The organism is Cupriavidus sp. MPR-AND1C (assembly GCF_058809705.1).
Window position 1 is genome coordinate 1 of sequence record NZ_JBXASU010000095.1, and the last position, 14,623, is coordinate 14,623.

Annotated in this window: 17 protein-coding genes and 1 pseudogene; 11 read left to right on the forward strand and 7 right to left on the reverse strand. The window is 66.1% G+C overall.

Annotated features, from left to right (window positions below):
• The 3 genes and pseudogenes from AC1RWI_RS31905 to AC1RWI_RS31915 form a co-directional block, all read left to right on the forward strand.
• Positions 1 to 309, forward strand: a pseudogene (locus tag AC1RWI_RS31905) (amidohydrolase); the annotation flags it as partial.
• Between the two features lie 16 nt (positions 310 to 325).
• Positions 326 to 766, forward strand: coding sequence for a DoxX family protein (locus tag AC1RWI_RS31910; RefSeq protein ID WP_043355456.1), 441 nt, complete (start codon positions 326 to 328; stop codon positions 764 to 766).
• Positions 767 to 834: 68 nt separating this feature from the next.
• Positions 835 to 1,131 carry a XapX domain-containing protein gene (locus AC1RWI_RS31915; RefSeq protein WP_043355459.1) on the forward strand — a complete coding sequence of 99 codons (297 nt, stop codon included), beginning with the start codon at positions 835 to 837 and terminating at the stop codon, positions 1,129 to 1,131.
• A 31-nt stretch (positions 1,132 to 1,162) separates the two neighbouring features.
• Here AC1RWI_RS31915 and AC1RWI_RS31920 read toward each other — a convergent pair whose 3' ends face one another.
• Both AC1RWI_RS31920 and AC1RWI_RS31925 read right to left on the reverse strand, forming a co-directional pair.
• Positions 1,163 to 1,678: a type II toxin-antitoxin system YhaV family toxin gene (locus AC1RWI_RS31920; protein ID WP_492870340.1), complete on the reverse strand. Its 516-nt coding sequence runs from the start codon at positions 1,676 to 1,678 to the stop codon at positions 1,163 to 1,165.
• Positions 1,675 to 2,004 (reverse strand): type II toxin-antitoxin system PrlF family antitoxin, encoded by a 330-nt coding sequence (locus AC1RWI_RS31925; RefSeq protein WP_492870341.1) that lies wholly within the window; start codon positions 2,002 to 2,004, stop codon positions 1,675 to 1,677. Before AC1RWI_RS31925 ends, AC1RWI_RS31920 begins: the two co-directional genes overlap by 4 nt.
• Before the next feature lie 482 nt (positions 2,005 to 2,486).
• Here AC1RWI_RS31925 and AC1RWI_RS31930 point away from each other — a divergent pair, with 482 nt between their 5' ends.
• Entirely contained in the window at positions 2,487 to 2,897 is a 411-nt protein-coding gene (locus tag AC1RWI_RS31930) for a CBS domain-containing protein (RefSeq protein ID WP_492870342.1), read from the forward strand.
• 63 nt (positions 2,898 to 2,960) lie between these two features.
• Here AC1RWI_RS31930 and AC1RWI_RS31935 read toward each other — a convergent pair whose 3' ends face one another.
• The 3 genes from AC1RWI_RS31935 to msuE form a co-directional block, all read right to left on the reverse strand.
• Positions 2,961 to 3,392 carry a HEAT repeat domain-containing protein gene (locus AC1RWI_RS31935; protein WP_492870343.1) on the reverse strand — a complete coding sequence of 144 codons (432 nt, stop codon included), beginning with the start codon at positions 3,390 to 3,392 and terminating at the stop codon, positions 2,961 to 2,963.
• Entirely contained in the window at positions 3,361 to 4,227 is an 867-nt protein-coding gene (locus AC1RWI_RS31940) for a HEAT repeat domain-containing protein (RefSeq protein WP_492870344.1), read from the reverse strand. Before AC1RWI_RS31940 ends, AC1RWI_RS31935 begins: the two co-directional genes overlap by 32 nt.
• A 213-nt stretch (positions 4,228 to 4,440) precedes the next feature.
• The gene (gene msuE, locus AC1RWI_RS31945) at positions 4,441 to 5,007 is read right to left on the reverse strand and encodes an FMN reductase (protein ID WP_043355473.1); all 567 of its coding nucleotides are present in this window, start codon (positions 5,005 to 5,007) and stop codon (positions 4,441 to 4,443) included.
• Positions 5,008 to 5,608: 601 nt separating this feature from the next.
• On the opposite strand from msuE, the gene AC1RWI_RS31950 reads away from it, so the two are divergent.
• The 6 genes from AC1RWI_RS31950 to AC1RWI_RS31975 are packed head-to-tail and all read left to right on the forward strand — an operon-like array spanning position 5,609 to position 11,502.
• Positions 5,609 to 6,223 carry a phosphatase PAP2 family protein gene (locus tag AC1RWI_RS31950; RefSeq protein ID WP_043355475.1) on the forward strand — a complete coding sequence of 205 codons (615 nt, stop codon included), beginning with the start codon at positions 5,609 to 5,611 and terminating at the stop codon, positions 6,221 to 6,223.
• On the forward strand, positions 6,220 to 6,888 hold the full coding sequence (locus AC1RWI_RS31955) for an ABC transporter ATP-binding protein (RefSeq protein ID WP_492870346.1): 669 nt from the start codon (positions 6,220 to 6,222) through the stop codon (positions 6,886 to 6,888). The genes AC1RWI_RS31950 and AC1RWI_RS31955 overlap by 4 nt, the downstream gene beginning before the upstream one ends.
• Positions 6,885 to 7,682, forward strand: a complete 798-nt coding sequence (locus AC1RWI_RS31960) for an ABC transporter permease (RefSeq protein WP_043355478.1) — start codon at positions 6,885 to 6,887, stop codon at positions 7,680 to 7,682. The genes AC1RWI_RS31955 and AC1RWI_RS31960 overlap by 4 nt, the downstream gene beginning before the upstream one ends.
• Positions 7,683 to 7,723: 41 nt before the next feature.
• Positions 7,724 to 8,395: a response regulator gene (locus tag AC1RWI_RS31965; RefSeq protein WP_043355480.1), complete on the forward strand. Its 672-nt coding sequence runs from the start codon at positions 7,724 to 7,726 to the stop codon at positions 8,393 to 8,395.
• The gene (locus AC1RWI_RS31970; RefSeq protein ID WP_492870347.1) at positions 8,392 to 9,711 is read left to right on the forward strand and encodes an ATP-binding protein; all 1,320 of its coding nucleotides are present in this window, start codon (positions 8,392 to 8,394) and stop codon (positions 9,709 to 9,711) included. The genes AC1RWI_RS31965 and AC1RWI_RS31970 overlap by 4 nt, the downstream gene beginning before the upstream one ends.
• Before the next feature lie 51 nt (positions 9,712 to 9,762).
• Positions 9,763 to 11,502, forward strand: a complete 1,740-nt coding sequence (locus tag AC1RWI_RS31975; protein ID WP_492870349.1) for a glycosyltransferase family 39 protein — start codon at positions 9,763 to 9,765, stop codon at positions 11,500 to 11,502.
• A 110-nt stretch (positions 11,503 to 11,612) separates the two neighbouring features.
• Here the strand turns inward: AC1RWI_RS31975 and AC1RWI_RS31980 are convergent, their stop codons facing one another.
• Complete coding sequence (locus AC1RWI_RS31980; protein WP_492870354.1) at positions 11,613 to 12,176, reverse strand: c-type cytochrome; 564 nt, start codon at positions 12,174 to 12,176, stop codon at positions 11,613 to 11,615.
• A gap of 109 nt (positions 12,177 to 12,285) precedes the next feature.
• The gene (locus AC1RWI_RS31985; protein WP_043358223.1) at positions 12,286 to 13,494 is read right to left on the reverse strand and encodes a hypothetical protein; all 1,209 of its coding nucleotides are present in this window, start codon (positions 13,492 to 13,494) and stop codon (positions 12,286 to 12,288) included.
• A 337-nt stretch (positions 13,495 to 13,831) separates the two neighbouring features.
• Here AC1RWI_RS31985 and AC1RWI_RS31990 point away from each other — a divergent pair, with 337 nt between their 5' ends.
• Positions 13,832 to 14,527 carry a VIT1/CCC1 transporter family protein gene (locus tag AC1RWI_RS31990; protein WP_043355485.1) on the forward strand — a complete coding sequence of 232 codons (696 nt, stop codon included), beginning with the start codon at positions 13,832 to 13,834 and terminating at the stop codon, positions 14,525 to 14,527.
• Positions 14,528 to 14,623 lie beyond the last annotated feature (96 nt).

Here is a 14,623-nt window from a genome sequence, read left to right on the forward strand (position 1 = left end):
TTCAGCGTGCCCGGAGACGAGATCCAGGACATCACCTCGGTGATGACGGTGCTGGGTGGCAAGGTGGTGTATGGCGACGGCGACTTCGACAAGCTCGCACCGGCACTGCCGCCGGCGATGCCCGACTGGTCACCGGCGCGCCACGGCAGCCGTTACCAGGCACGCCCGCTCGCGGTGACGGCCTCCTGCTGCGCCACGGCCTGCGGACTGCACGGCCATGGGCACGCGAAGGCATGGACCGCTGAGGTGCCGGCCTCGGACGAGAGTACCTTCTGGGGCGCGCTGGGCTGTTCGTGCTGGGCCTTCTGAGCCGGGGAGCATCGTCATGAACCGTCCCGCTTCCGCCTTCGCGCCGGCCGCCGGCGCCGTGCGTCCGCCGGCATGGCTGCGCTGGCTTGCACTGCTGGCGCTGTGCGCCGCCTACCTGCAAGGCGGCCTGGTCAAGGTCATGAACTTCGCCGGCGCCATCGGCGAGATGCAGCACTTTGGCCTCGCGCCGGCGGCGCCGCTGGCAGCCGCGGTGATCGCGCTGGAGCTGGGCGCGTCGCTGATGATCCTGTGCGGCTTCTACCGCTGGCTCGGCGCACTGGCGCTGGCGGTCTTCACGCTGCTGGCGACCCTGCTGGCCAACCGCTTCTGGGCGGCGCCGCCAGCCGAGCAGTTCATGCTGGCCAACGCCTTCTTCGAGCATGTCGGCCTGGCCGGCGGCTTCGTGCTGGTGGCATGGGAAGACCTCGCCCGCCGCGCGGCCGGGAAAGCAGCTTGAAGCTGGCCATGGCCCGCCCATGCCGCGAGATCCGCAACCCACACTGAACTCAGAATATTGGAAATGCGATGAAGCTCTATATCGTTTCGCTTGGCGCCGGCATCCTCGTCGGCATCATCTACGCCCTGCTGCAGGTCCGCTCGCCCGCTCCGCCCGTGGTCGCGTTGATCGGGCTGCTCGGCATGCTGATCGGCGAGCAGGTCGTGCCGCCGATCAAGCGCATGCTGGCAGGCGAGCCCGTCACCGCCGCCTGGTTCCACGCCGAGTGCGTACCCAAGATCACCGGCACACCGCCGCCGGCAACCTTGGTCGCGGCCCGCGACGGCATACCACCAGCGCCGCGCGGCACCACTGATTCGCGCTGAGCCCGCCTCACAAGCCAAGCCTTCCGGCGATTCAAGGCTGTACCTGCGCTGCTCCCGCAGCCATCCGCTGCAAGCGCAGGCCTTCCGCGCGCGCCTCGGCCAGTAGCTGATTCCAGTCGTCTGGAGGGTGGCCGCTTTCCAGCATCTTGCGGAATACGCGGTAGGCGTCGTCGCTGCTCTCGCAGGCGCGCTTGGTGTCTTCGTCGTTGACCCAGGCAAATACGATTACCCTGCTTTGCGCGTGGTAGCGAAAGAACAGCCGGTACTGTTGAAAGAACTTGGCCCGGAACCAATGTTTGTGATCGTCGCCGAGAGTGCCGCGCTGCCGGTATTCCGGCCGTGCCGGGTCCTGCGCGATCACCTCGAACGCCAGCCTGGTGATCGCCGCCAGCCGTTTGCTGGCGTTCTTCTTCACGTAGCCGGTTGGGTCTCTTTGCTTGAGCGCTTCGACTTGTCGGGTCAGCCCCTCAAGTTGAGCGAGAAACAGCGGATGGGCGAAAACAGTCCAACCGTTGATGATCAAAGGCGCAGGCTGACTCGCGCTCATTCATCGTCAGCCGAAAGGGCGGCATCAAGATCCACTTCGATGCCACCGACCAGCGACTGGATGCGCCGCACGAAACTGGCATCGACGGCCTGCAGGCGCTCTGGATGGCTGGCGATGTCGCGGACCAGGAAACTCAGGAAATTGCCCAGCACCGGATCGTCCCCCTCGGAAGCCTCGGCGCGCGTCAGCACGACCTCGCCGCCGGGGCGGATCGTGTAGTGGATCTTGTCGCGCTTGCCCAGCCGCAGGGCGCGGCGCACGGTTTCCGGCACGGTGGTCTGATAGCGGTCGGTCAGCGTGGATTCGACTTCGAGGGTGGCAGCCATGGGGCTCTCAGGTCAAAGGAGTGGATGCCCTGCACGGTAATGCGATTGCCTTACCGCGTCAATGCAATTGCATTGCCTCCGACGTGTGTCATCCTGCCCCCAAGCCCGGATGGAGACGTCCTACCAACCACATCTCGATGGCGTTTTCTTCACTTTTCTCCATGAGGGGCCACCAGAACGGCGGCCGAAATGGGCCCACATTCCACAATCCACAAGCCTCGGCGCCTGGTCGGGACGGATGCGAGGCTGCCAGCACGCGGCGGCTGCAGACCATGTCAGCAGGTCCAGCGCGTGCCGGCGCAGGCGCGGATGGAGGCGGTCAGCGATGCAAACGAATGCAGGGTCAAGTTTTCCCCCGGGTGGTCGATAGAGAAGATCACGGCTTGGGTCTGTGACCGGCCAGGCGCACGCACGCGCATGCGGATCGCTTACGACCATAGGAAAAGACAAACATGGAGCTAGTGGTGAGCATTGATAGCATCATGTCCAAAAAGCTCGTCACCGTCGTGTTCGACGACACGTTGGCAACGATCAAGAATATCTTCGACGAGGCGAAGTTCCATCACCTGCTCGTCGTCGAGGACGGGAAGCTGCATGGTGTTGTATCGGACCGCGATCTGCTGCGCGCGATGAGCCCGTTTATAGGCAGCACGGTAGAGTCGGCCAGGGACGTCAACACCCTCAAGAAGCGCGTGCACCAGATCATGACGCGCAAGCCGGTAACGCTGCGCCCCGAGGCCGGGATCGCTGATGCCATTGCACTATTTCTCGCCCACCAGGTCTCGTGCATTCCCGTCGTCGACGAGCAGTTTCGGCCGGTTGGCATCGTGAGTTGGCGGGACATCCTGCGATCGTTGGCGGCAAGTTCCACGCCGCCGGATAGCGCCGCATAGGAAGGGCATGGCATCCGAGATATCCGGGCGGGAAGTACTGTCCTCCTCCTTGCAGTACGGCTGCTACGCGTAATGCACCGTTCCGATGCCGACGCGACGGGATCCGCCACCCTCGTCGGGCATCGCGCCGCTTTCGAGTGCCTCGATCGCCTCCTCCAGCGCTTGCCTCACATCCTCGCGCCGTTTCTGCAGCGCCGATCGCAAATCGCGCAGTCCGGACACAACGCAGATCTCGGCCAGCGCCTGGACAGCCTGCTGCCGCACATGGGGATCGCTGTCGCCAAAGCTGCCCGTCAGCAGCGGCAGCACCTTGCCGGGCGTGAAGAAGCTCAGCGCCCAGACGACGCGGCGCCGGACATCCGGCGAAAGCTCACGCTTGAGCCGCGATGCCAATGGCGCAACCGCCTCATCGTCACCGATGGCCGCCAGCGCCAACGCCGCCTCGCCACGCACCGCATCGTCGTCATCCCCCAGCAGTCCAAGCAGCAGCGGCATGGTGCTTCGCGTCGATGCGGCTGATGGCCTCGATGATCTTGCACCAAGCCTCCTCGTCGCCGTCGCTCAGCGCACCGGCAAGAAACGGGACGGCCCGCGCATCGCGCAAGCTGGCGAGCGCGCCGCAGACGCTGCGCCTGACGTTCGGCTCGGCATCGCTCAGCGCACGGCAGAGGCTTTGCAGCGTAGCCGTGGTGTCGGGATGCGCCGCCCACCGGAGGCTGCCGAGCGAGTCGATCAGATGTTGCGTGGCGCCCGCATGCCGCATCTCGCCCAGCGCATTGACCGCGTAATTTCGGACCTCTTCGTCCGGATCGCTGAAGATGCGGTCGGCGAGGGTGTCGATGGCTTGATGCACCTGCATCGAACCCAGGGCGATCACGGCCTGCAGCCGCACGCCAGCCACCTCGTCGTTTGGCGCAACCATGAGCGCCGGGATGGCCTCCGGCGACTGGCTCGCCAGGGCCGAAGCCGCGGCCGCCCGGATCGACGCATCGCGGTCGCCAGCCAACGCCCGATGCACAGCCTGCGCCGCTTGCGCATGCGTCGCCATGTCGTAGTGCCCGAGCGCATGGATCGCGCTGGCGCGGATGTACGGGTCTTCGTCCCGCGCCGCGGCCAGCAACGGCGCAACAAACGCATCGGCCGTCCCCGGATCGGTGAGGCTGACGTTCGCACCGCGCCGTTCGTCAGGGGGCTGCGCCCTCAAGAACGCGATCAGGTCTTCGATTTCGCCCGGCGCACGCCCCTCTTCGCCGGCCCGATCGTCAACAGCGGCATCTCGATTGCCAGCCAGGGCCGCTTTCGCGCGCATCATCAGTGCCTTCGGCCGCATGTGCCGGCCTCCGGAGCTTTCCTCGTGTCGTTCTCCGCAACCGGCAACGCGCGCAGTCGCCGCCCGTTGAACAGCGCATCGGACGCGCAGTCAATGCGCCGGATTTCCTTGATATCTATCATGATGTCTATCACGATCCTTGATCCGTGCGGCCACTTCCTGTGCCGTGCGTGGGAAGAACCCAGAAGACGTTCAGCGCCGCGGTTCTCCCCTTCAAGCCGCGCGCTGCAGCGGCAATTTGCGGCTGGCCTCGAACAGCGGCGCGCAACGATCCGCGGCCAGGCGGATGCGTTCGGCCAGCGCGGCGCTGCTGACCTGGTAATTGTGGAAATCCCCCGGGCTGCCATACACGCCGATGGGCAGCGTGAGCGCCTGCAGGAAGCCGAACAGCGGCCGCAACTGATGCTCCAGCACCAGCGCATGGCGGTCGCTGCCGCCCGTCGCCCCCAGCAGCACCGGCTTGTCCACCAGCGCTTGCTGCCCCACCAGGTCGAAAAGGTGCTTGAAGTGGCCGGGATAAGAACCGCGATACACCGGCGCGGCCACCACCAGCAGGTCCGCGGACTCGATGGCGACCAGCTGGTTTTCAATCTCGGCCGGCAGCTCCGCGCGCGACAGCGCCGCGCCCAGCGGACGCGCGATGTCGCCGAGATTGACGATATGGCTTTGCAAATGCAGCCGGCTATCCAGCTCCGTGAGCAGTGCCTGCACGAGCGCGAGCGTGCGCGAGGGCTGCTGCGCGCTGCCGTTGACGGCGACCACTTTCAGCGGTGTAGCCATGGGACGAACCTCCTGTCGATATCGATGGTTTGTGGTTTCACGCGCGGGGCGCATTTCATTGCCGGCCATGCGTCAGGCAAGCAGCAAGCCCGCGTGAATGGCCAAGTTCTTTACCTGTGCGCCATTCCTGGCGCGGATCCGCGCCGCTCTCCCGGAGCACACTGTCGATCTGCTATTGCTGGTGCGACAGTGTGGAGAGAGGGCGTAGCCACCGCAGCCGTCTTGGGCACGCGCTGACAAGTCCCTCACGATAGCGCAATGGAATTGGCCGTCGAAGGATGAATTTCGTCTATGCATAGACACGCGAGACGCATATAGGCATGCGGGCTTTGCATCCCCACCCGGCCCCCACAGAGGGTGCCGAAGATTGGTGCCGGCTCCAACCTGAAAACGCTGCGGCGAAGCATGCAAAGCGAAGGGGGCCCTGCTTGCGGGAACCACTTCGTTCATGCCTTGCCGGATATTTGCCCGGGTCCACGAGCCCGGGTCCACGACATCGGCATGGAGCGGACCGGGCACGGCCAGCCTGCCAGCCGGCCTTAAGCGTTTCTTAAGCCGCTGTGCCCTATCCTTGTCGCATCGCCAGAATCCAACGCTCCCGATGCCGACGCTCCTTGCCCTGAACCTCACACTGTTCCAGTGCCTGAACGCCCCCGCCGGGCTGTCTGGCGCCGGCCTCTGGGTGGCCGCTTTCCTTGCCGAAGGGCTGATCGCAGGCGCGCCGCTGGTGCTGGCCGCAGGCTGGCTGCGCGCGCGGCCGGGCGAGCGCCAGATGGTGACGAGCGCCCTGGCGGCCGTGGCGCTGGGCGGGCTCTGCTCGACCCTGCTCGGCCTGCTGCTGCCGATGCCGCGGCCCTTCATGGCGGGCATCGGGCATACCTACCTGGCACATGCCGCCGACCCCTCCTTCCCGAGCGACCACGTCACGCTGCTGGCCACGCTGGCGTTGGTCCTGCTGCGCGCGCCCGGCAGGGCCCAACGCCTGAGCGGGACCGGCTTGCTGGTAGCCGCGGCATTCACGGGCTGGGCCCGCGTCTTCCTCGGCGTACACTTTCCACTGGACATCGTCGGCGCATTTGCGATAGCAGCATGCTGCGCAGCCGTGGCTACGTCTGCCCTCACGCGCCCGCTGCTTGCCGCTGTCACGGTGCGCGCGGAGCAACTCTACCGGCACCTGCTGGCCTACCCCATCGCACGCGGATGGCTCAACCCATGACAACGGCTGACACGATGCCCCACCTCGCCAGCGCCGACGCACTGCCGTCAATGCGCGATGCCGACGCCAGCCTGGGCATCAACGGCCTTGAAGGCGCTGGCCGCGGGCCCTTCAGCCTCACCGTCGCGCCCGGCAGTTGCGTGATCCTGTCCGGCGCATCCGGCGCGGGCAAGAGCCTGCTATTGCGCATGATCGCCGATCTCGATCCCAATCGCGGGCAGGTCCGGCTAGGCCAGTCCCCGCGCGAGAGCATGAGCGGGCCGGCCTGGCGGCGCCAGGTCATGTACGTGGCGGCCGAGTCCGGCTGGTGGGGCGACGACGTGCTTGAACATATGACGGACGTGCCGGCCGCCCAGGCGCTGCTGGCGCGGCTGCGCCTGCCCGCGGACATCCTGGGCGCGCCCGTGAGCCGCCTGTCCACCGGTGAGCGCCAGCGCCTCGCGCTGATCCGCGCGCTGGTGCGCCGTCCGCGCTTCCTGCTGCTCGATGAACCAACCTCCGCGCTGGACGCCGAGACCACGCTGGCCGTCGAAGCGCTGCTGCACGACTGCAAGGCGCAGGGGCTGGGGCTGCTGATCGTCTCGCACAATCCCGCGCAGGCGGCACGCCTGCAGGACCGGCACTATCGCCTCGGCGCCGCCGGGCTGGAAGCGGTGCCGGCATGAGCCCGATCCCGCTCACAGCCTATGACCTGGCGCTGGCCAGCCTGCTGGTGCTGGCCGGCGCGGGCGCCTCGCTGGTGATGTCGCTGGACGTGCACCGCAGCCTGCTCTGGGCCGCCGGCCGCATGGTGGTGCAACTGCTGCTGGTCGGCCTGGTGCTGCGCACGGTGTTTGGCTTGTCATCGCCGCTGGTAACCGCGTTGACCGTAGCCGCCATGATCGCGGCAGCCGCCCGGGAGGTGGGCAGCCGGCAGGAGCGCCGCCTGGCCGGGCCCTGGCACGCGCTGATCGGTGCCGCCGCCGTGAGCCTGCCGACGCTGCTGGTAACCGTGCTGGCGCTGACCACGGCCTTGCGCCCGACGCCCTGGTACGACGCCCGCCACGCGATCCCGCTGGCCGGCATCATCCTGGGCAATGTGATGAACGCCGCGAGCCTGGCGCTCAACGGCGCCTTTACCGCGGTCTGGCACCAGCGCGCGGCCATCGATGCGCGCCTGGCGCTGGGCGACGACCGCCAGGCGGCGCTGCGCGTGATCGTGCGCCAGGCGGTGCGCAGCGGCATGCTGCCCACCATGAACACCATGGCGGCGGCCGGCATCATCACCATGCCGGGCATCATGACTGGCCAGATCCTGGCCGGGATGGATCCGATCGCCGCGGCCCGGTACCAGATCCTGCTGATGTTCCTGCTCGCCGGCGGCAGCATGCTGGGCGTGATCCTGGCGGCCACGCTGGCGGTCCGGCGGCTGACCGACCACCGCCACCGCTTGCGCCTGGACCGGCTGCAACGCCGTTGAACCCAAGGTATCCACTGATCACCAACCAAGGAACCCATGCCATGCGCCTGCTGCTGGTGGAAGACGACCCGATGATCGGCGAGAGCGTAGAGGAAGGCCTGCGGGCCGAAGGCTACGCGGTCGACTGGGTCAGGGATGGCCGCCTCGCCGATGCCGCGCTAGCCGCCAATGCGCCCGGCACCTACGACGCCGTGCTGCTCGACCTTGGCCTGCCCGGGCGCTCCGGCGAGGCGGTGCTGCGGCAACTGCGCGCCCGCGGGCTGGCACTGCCGGTGCTGATCCTGACCGCGCGCGACGCCACCGCCGACCGCGTGCGCGGCCTGGATGCCGGCGCCGACGATTACCTGGTCAAACCGTTCGACCTCGACGAGTTGTTCGCGCGCATCCGGGCCCTGCTGCGCCGTAGCGCCGGGCGCGTCAGCACCGAGCTGGCGCATGGCCCGGTGCGCCTGGACCCGGCCACGCGCGAGGTGCGCCGCACCGGCGAGATCGTGGCGCTGTCGATGCGCGAGTTCATGGTGCTGCAGGCCTTGATGGAGCAGCCGGGCCACGTTGTGACCCACGAGCGCCTGCGCGAGGCGGTCTACAACATGAACGAGGAAATCAGCAGCAATACCGTGGAAGTCCATATCCATGCGCTGCGCAAGAAGCTTGGCGCCGACTTTATCCGCAATGTGCGCGGTGTCGGCTACAAGCTGGGCGGCCCGGCATGAGAACGATCCGCGCCCAGTTGCTGGCCGGCCTGCTCGGGGCCATGCTCGCATGCGCCCTGGTGGCGGGCGCGGCCGCCTACTTCAAGGTGCGCCGCGAAGCCAACGAGGTCTTCGACGCGCAACTGCAGCAAGCGGCACGCATGTTGCCGACACATCTGCAGCGCGACGCCACGCCGCCGCTGGACGGCAGCGAACTTGACGAGGAGATCGTGGTGCAGGCCTGGGATGCGCAGGGCCGCCAGATCTACGCCTCGCACCCGGTCACGCTGCCGCGCGCGGACCTGCCCGGCTTTCATGACCTGCAGGCGCACGGCAGCGAATGGCGGATCTACGGCGTGCTCGCCGGAGATCGCTACGTGCAGGCCGCGCAATCGGTGGTGTTTCGCCGCAAGCTGGCGGCCTCGCTGTCGCTTGGCGCGCTGCTGCCCATCCTCGCGCTGGTGCCAGTGCTTGGCTTGCTGATCCACCTGGTGGTCAGGCGCTCGCTGCGCCCGGTCGAGGAGATCGCGCGCGCGGTCGGCAGCCGCTCGGCAAACACCCTGGCGCCGCTGGACGCGCACGGCTGGCCGCCGGAACTGGTGCCGGTGGTGGAAGCCCTCAATGCCCTGCTGGCCCGCCTGCAGCAATCCATGGACACCCAGCGCGCCTTTGTCGCCGACGCCGCGCACGAACTGCGCACGCCGCTCACCGCGCTCAAGCTGCAGCTGCAACTGGCCCTGCGCGCCGACAGCGAAGACAAGCAGAAACTGGCGCTCGCCAAGCTGGGCGAGCGCCTGGACCGCACCACGCACCTGGTAGCGCAGTTGCTGACGCTGGCACGCAGCGAAGACGGCGCCCCTGCCACCCAGGCCCCGCTCGCCGACGTGCGCTTGCGCGACGTGGCGGTGCAGGTGGTGCGTGAGCTGCTGCCCATGGCCGAAGCCAAGGATGTGGACCTCGGCCTGGATGCGAGCGCGCCCGAATGCCGGGTGCGCGGCGTGGATGGCGATCTCTTCATCCTGCTGCGCAACCTCGCCGACAATGCGATCCGCTATACCAGCCCGGGCGGCCGGGTCGACCTGCGCATCGAATGGCGCAACGGCGCGCCCATGCTGGGCGTGAGCGACACCGGCCCGGGCATTGCGCCGGCCGAGCGTGACAATGTGTTCCGCCGCTTTCATCGCGGCGCCGCCAGCGACGCGCATGGCAGCGGACTGGGCCTGGCGATCGTGCAGAGCATCGCCGCGCGCCATGGCGCCACGGTGTTGCTGGAGGATGGCCCGGCGGGCCGCGGGCTCACGGTGGCCGTGGTGTTCCCGGCGCAAAACGGCGCGTGAAAGACAACGCCGGTCGTGCACGGCTGGACTTCATTCTTATCCGGAGCTCCAATGCATCCCCAATCCGACTCTCGCTCCCCAGCGTTCTTCGCCCGGCAGGTGGCCGGCCTGCCCACAGCCCTGTGGCTGCTCACCGGCCTGCTGATCCTGCTGCTGTGGTTCGGCACGCTGGATTTTCGCCACCTGCTCAGCTCCGATGAAGGCCGCTACGCCGAGATCTCGCGCGAGATGTTCGCCAGCGGGGACTGGGTAACGATCCGCTACAACGCGCTCAAGTACTTCGAGAAGCCGCCTTTCCATATGTGGGTGACGGCGCTGTCGTATACCTTGTTCGGCGTGGGCGACTGGCAGGCCCGGCTATGCGCGGCGCTGTCCGGCATGGTTGGCCTCATCGCGTCGATGTTTGCGGCAATGCGCTGGTATGGCATTCGCGCTGGCCTGCTGACCGGGCTGGTGCTGGTGGCCGCGCCGATGTGGAGCGTGGCCTCGCACTTCAACTCGCTGGACATGACGCTGTCCGGCGCCATGGCCTGCGTGCTGGCCTTCATGCTGGTGGCACAGCATCCCGACGCCACGCCTGCGGCCCGCCGCTACTGGATGTGGGCCTGCTGGGTGGCCATGGGCGTGGCGATCCTGAGCAAGGGCCTGGTGGGCATCGCCCTGCCCGGGCTGGTGCTGGTGATTTACACCCTGATCTCGCGTGACTTCGGGCTGTGGCGGCGCCTGCACCTGATCTCCGGCATCGCATTGATGCTGATCGCGACGGTGCCCTGGTTCTGGCTGGTGTCGGCGCGCAACCCCGAATTCCCGAATTTCTTCTTTATCCACGAGCACTGGCAACGCTATACGTCGACAGTGCACTCGCGCGGCGGGCCGGTCTGGTACTTCGTGCCGTTGCTGGTGGCGGGCTTCGTGCCCTGGCTGGGGCTGGCGCCGCGCATGTGGGAGGTGGTGCGCGACGATGGCGCCGCAGCCCGCGTGGCGACGGTTCGGCGCCTGCGGCCAGCGCTGTTGCTGGCTGTGTGGGCCATCGCCATCTTTGTCTTCTTCAGCCTGTCCGGCTCCAAGCTGCCCGGCTATATCGTGCCGGTCTTCCCGGCGCTCGGCATGCTGGCAGCCATGGCGCTGGAGCGCATCGGCGAGCGCGGCTGGCGACGGCAGCTCAACGCCATGCTGGTAATCATGGCGATCGGGTTGCTGGCCAGCCCGGTGGTGGCCACGCTGCATTCCAACCACACTGCGGTCGCCGACTACCGCCGCTACGCGGTCTGGGTGGCCGCCGCGTTTGTCGTGATGCTGGCGGGCACGTGGCTGGCGCGCCGGCTGCTGCGCACCCACGGCCTGATGCCGAGCATCGTGGCCTACACGCTAGCGCTGCTCACCGGCTTTACCACCGCGCTGCTCGGGCACGAATCGATCGGCGGCCCGGCCTCGGGCGCCAGCCTGGTGCCAACCATCCGGGCGGTACTCAAGGACGACATGCCGATCTACGGCGTGCGCACACTGGACCACACCCTGCCGTACTATCTGCGCCACACCACCGTGATGGTGGAACACCCCGACGAGCTGGAGTTCGGCACCCGGCAGGAGCCGCAGAAATGGCTGCCCACGCTCGACAGCTTTATCGCCCGCTGGCGCGAGGGGCCGCCGGCACTGGCGATCATGTCCGCCGATACCTACCGCGAGCTGACAACGCGCCAGCTGCCCATGCACCTGGTTGCGCAAGACCAGCGGCGCATCGTGGTGGCTAACTTTCCGGTGGCGGCTTTGCCTGGCCGCCAAGCGCCTTGAAGTTCTTGAACCCGGCGCCTTCGCGAGCAAATCGGTCACCGACCTATGCGCGCCGGGTCCGATCCCTTTGCCGACCCAACAAACACAATCAAAATATGGCTGAATCCGAATCACCTGGATTGCAGATAGGTTGCAACGGCGTTGGCTTGATCGGTATTCAGATTGTGTGCGACCGCACTCATGACCGGTGCATTGCCGCGCGACTTGTCCCTGAAAGCCTCGATCTGACGTAGTAGATAGGATTTATGCTGCCCGGCAAGTCGCGGGAATTGCGCCGCACCCTGTCCCTGCGCGCCATGACAGGACGCGCAGGCTGGCACCCCGTCATCGGGAGCGCCATGCTCGAAGATGGTCTGCCCCTTGGACATCAGTGCCGTGTCTCCGGCCGCACCGGGTGCCGCAGTTTGACCTGCATAGTATTCGGCCAGCGATCGGACGGTTGCGTCGTCAAGTTGTGACGCGATGCCCCACATGAATGAACGCGCCTCCGTTTCGCCACGCGCATGCTCCCGAAAACCTTTGAGCTGCGCCTCCAGGTATTCAGGTGTCTGAGCGTCAAGCCGGGGGAACATCGGCGATTCGCTTCGCCCGTGAATGCCATGGCAAGTTGCGCATAGCTGGGCAGCGAGCTTGGCGCCATCCTCGCCATAGGCCTGGATGATCGTCATGCCCATGCCCGTGAAGGTCAGCAGCGCAATCAACGGTACACGGATGGTCAGCGTCATTTTCATAGTCGTACCCAGCCCAGAAAATCTCCAACGGCAGATGTTGCCGGTGGCTCGTTCAGAACATAAACCAGCCGAGCAGATATAGCGTGTTGTTATCGCCGGCATTCCTGCCGTTACCGTCGTAGTTCGAACGTGCACCATTGAATTTAAGGAACCACGTGTACTGCACCGCAAACTTGACTTGCGGGTGAGGCAGATAGTTGAGCTCGAAGATCAGCCCGCGCGTGTCGGGATATCCATTGGCACTGCCTGTGACCGGCGCCGGAGCGTACAAGCCCGTATCCGCGTTTCCGGTGGTCGAGAAGTAAGCCAGCGTGCCGCCATACTTGCGCTGGTAGATATAGGATGCCTTGGCCTTGAAGGTCGTGAGGTGGTCGGTCGGGTTCGCCGGTGTGGGGCCAGCGCCTATGCCGCCGCTGGGAAAGCTCGCGCGCCAGTCCTGTTTCTCGTAGATCCAGGCTGCCTGGGCAGTAAAGGCATGGGGTAGCGTGAGGTACTGGTACTGCGCGTCCAACGCATAGTCGCTGAAGCGGTCCGTGGGCGTGCCGGGCAGGGTGTTGTCCGGATACCGGCTGGCTATCAGGCCGAAGGTGCCCGCCATGATGGAGTGCGGGCCCCACTCCCGGTTGTACGCCACGCGCCAATATGGGTTCGCGCCACTCAGGCGTGCCACGCCCCCCGGGGTGTTGCTATCTTGTCCGGTCCGGAATACCGAGAATGCCTGGTCGGCCGTCCGATATAGGCCAAATTCGACATAGAGGCTGCGCTGCCAGAAGAGGTACGCGGACGCGCCCGCCACTTGTTGCGCCAGCCCGCCATCGATGAGCGTGCTCGCCGTTGGCGTGAGCGAAACACTGCTCGACGCGTAGGGATAACCGAAAGCTGGCGTGCTGTTCCACACGTCGGAGACCGTCGGGTTGTTGTTGACGGTCATGCCGTAGATGAAGTCGACATCGTTATCTGTCAGGTGCCACGCGGCGCGGATATCTGTGTTGTCGAGCGCGGCATGGTGGGCGATGCCATCGTAGGTCCATTGCCCAAAGGCACCCACATGGTCAACGATGCGGCCGGCATAGAAGACGCTAGCCTGCTGCAACGTAGTATCGCCATCGCGCAGGAAGTCGTAATTGGCCCGGTCAAGCGTCCTGGTATGTGTTTTTGAGACCTGCACCATTGCCGAGACTGGAATGGTGGTGTTGTTCGTCAAGGTGTAGCCAGTCAACTTGAAGAAACGGCCGAACGGGGTCAGTTCGGGAAAACTCACATGGCACGCCATGCAGGCCATGCCCGTCTGGCGGGCAAAGGCGGGAACCGCCTCTGCCTCCCTCGGCAGCAGAGCAACCACGCAGGCGAGCGTCAATAGCGCCTTTACGGCGTACCGTGTGTAAGCCCTCATCATGTCCCCCGGCTTCCCTTTGGATTACGTTCTTAGGCTGGCACTTTTTCCAATCCTAGAAAATCAAGTAACCTTTGAACAGGAATTCCGACGCAAAGAGCTTGTGCTGCGTCAAGTTGCAGCGGATGCGGGCGGCCAGCCGCGACTTCGACGATCCCCTTTGCCGCCGTCCAGGCGATTCTTCCAACCCTCTTGATGAGGAAATATGCCCAGGCGACATAAAGAACAGCATCGTGTTGAGGCCATTGGGTGGCTGCGTGCCGCGGTGCTCGGCGCCAATGACGGCATCGTATCGACCGCAAGTCTCGTTATCGGCGTGGCATCGGCACACACCGCTCACGCAAATATCGTGCTCACGGCCGCCGCGGGTCTGGTCGCAGGAGCCATGTCGATGGCAACAGGGGAATACGTATCAGTTTCATCTCAGGCAGATACCGAAGCGGCGGCCTTGTTCCAGGAACAGGCTGAACTCGACGCCGATTTTCCACGCGAGCAGCAAGAACTGACCGCGATCTATATGCACCGTGGCCTGGATCTTTCGCTTGCCAGGCAGGTTGCCGAAAAGCTGATGGCGCACGACGCCCTCGGCACGCATGCACGCGATGAACTGGGGCTTTCGACTGCGACCGCCGCACGGCCTTTGCACGCCGCGCTGGCTTCCGCCAGCAGTTTTTCGGTCGGCGCTGCCCTGCCGGCTACCGTCGCAGCGCTTGCCCCCGAATCGGCAGTGATCCCGTGCATAGTGATCTCGGCGTTGATATCGCTGGCTGCCCTGGGCGGCCTGGCTGCAAAAACCGGCGGTGCGAGGGTCGGCCCGGGCGTTATCCGCGTGGTCTTCTGGAGTGCCTTGGCCATGGCTGTGTCATCGGGCATCGGCCTGTTGTTTGGCAGGACAGGCTGAGACTCCTTAGCTCGACGGCGCGGCGTTCGGGGCGCCGCTTGAAAGGCTCCCGCTCTAGCTAAGCACAAGCCGAATGCGCCGCGGTGGTATCGAATG

Bases quoted from the DNA above. Each gene is read 5' to 3' on its own strand.
- AC1RWI_RS31910 (WP_043355456.1), top strand. From the start codon at position 326: ATGAACCGTCCCGCTTCCGCCTTCGCGCCGGCCGCCGGCGCCGTGCGT.
- AC1RWI_RS31915 (WP_043355459.1), top strand. From the start codon at position 835: ATGAAGCTCTATATCGTTTCGCTTGGCGCCGGCATCCTCGTCGGCATC.
- AC1RWI_RS31920 (WP_492870340.1), bottom strand. From the start codon at position 1,678: ATGAGCGCGAGTCAGCCTGCGCCTTTGATCATCAACGGTTGGACTGTT.
- AC1RWI_RS31925 (WP_492870341.1), bottom strand. From the start codon at position 2,004: ATGGCTGCCACCCTCGAAGTCGAATCCACGCTGACCGACCGCTATCAG.
- AC1RWI_RS31930 (WP_492870342.1), top strand. From the start codon at position 2,487: ATGTCCAAAAAGCTCGTCACCGTCGTGTTCGACGACACGTTGGCAACG.
- AC1RWI_RS31935 (WP_492870343.1), bottom strand. From the start codon at position 3,392: ATGCCGCTGCTGCTTGGACTGCTGGGGGATGACGACGATGCGGTGCGT.
- AC1RWI_RS31940 (WP_492870344.1), bottom strand. From the start codon at position 4,227: ATGCGGCCGAAGGCACTGATGATGCGCGCGAAAGCGGCCCTGGCTGGC.
- msuE (WP_043355473.1), bottom strand. From the start codon at position 5,007: ATGGCTACACCGCTGAAAGTGGTCGCCGTCAACGGCAGCGCGCAGCAG.
- AC1RWI_RS31950 (WP_043355475.1), top strand. From the start codon at position 5,609: ATGCCGACGCTCCTTGCCCTGAACCTCACACTGTTCCAGTGCCTGAAC.
- AC1RWI_RS31955 (WP_492870346.1), top strand. From the start codon at position 6,220: ATGACAACGGCTGACACGATGCCCCACCTCGCCAGCGCCGACGCACTG.
- AC1RWI_RS31960 (WP_043355478.1), top strand. From the start codon at position 6,885: ATGAGCCCGATCCCGCTCACAGCCTATGACCTGGCGCTGGCCAGCCTG.
- AC1RWI_RS31965 (WP_043355480.1), top strand. From the start codon at position 7,724: ATGCGCCTGCTGCTGGTGGAAGACGACCCGATGATCGGCGAGAGCGTA.
- AC1RWI_RS31970 (WP_492870347.1), top strand. From the start codon at position 8,392: ATGAGAACGATCCGCGCCCAGTTGCTGGCCGGCCTGCTCGGGGCCATG.
- AC1RWI_RS31975 (WP_492870349.1), top strand. From the start codon at position 9,763: ATGCATCCCCAATCCGACTCTCGCTCCCCAGCGTTCTTCGCCCGGCAG.
- AC1RWI_RS31980 (WP_492870354.1), bottom strand. From the start codon at position 12,176: ATGGGCATGACGATCATCCAGGCCTATGGCGAGGATGGCGCCAAGCTC.
- AC1RWI_RS31990 (WP_043355485.1), top strand. From the start codon at position 13,832: ATGCCCAGGCGACATAAAGAACAGCATCGTGTTGAGGCCATTGGGTGG.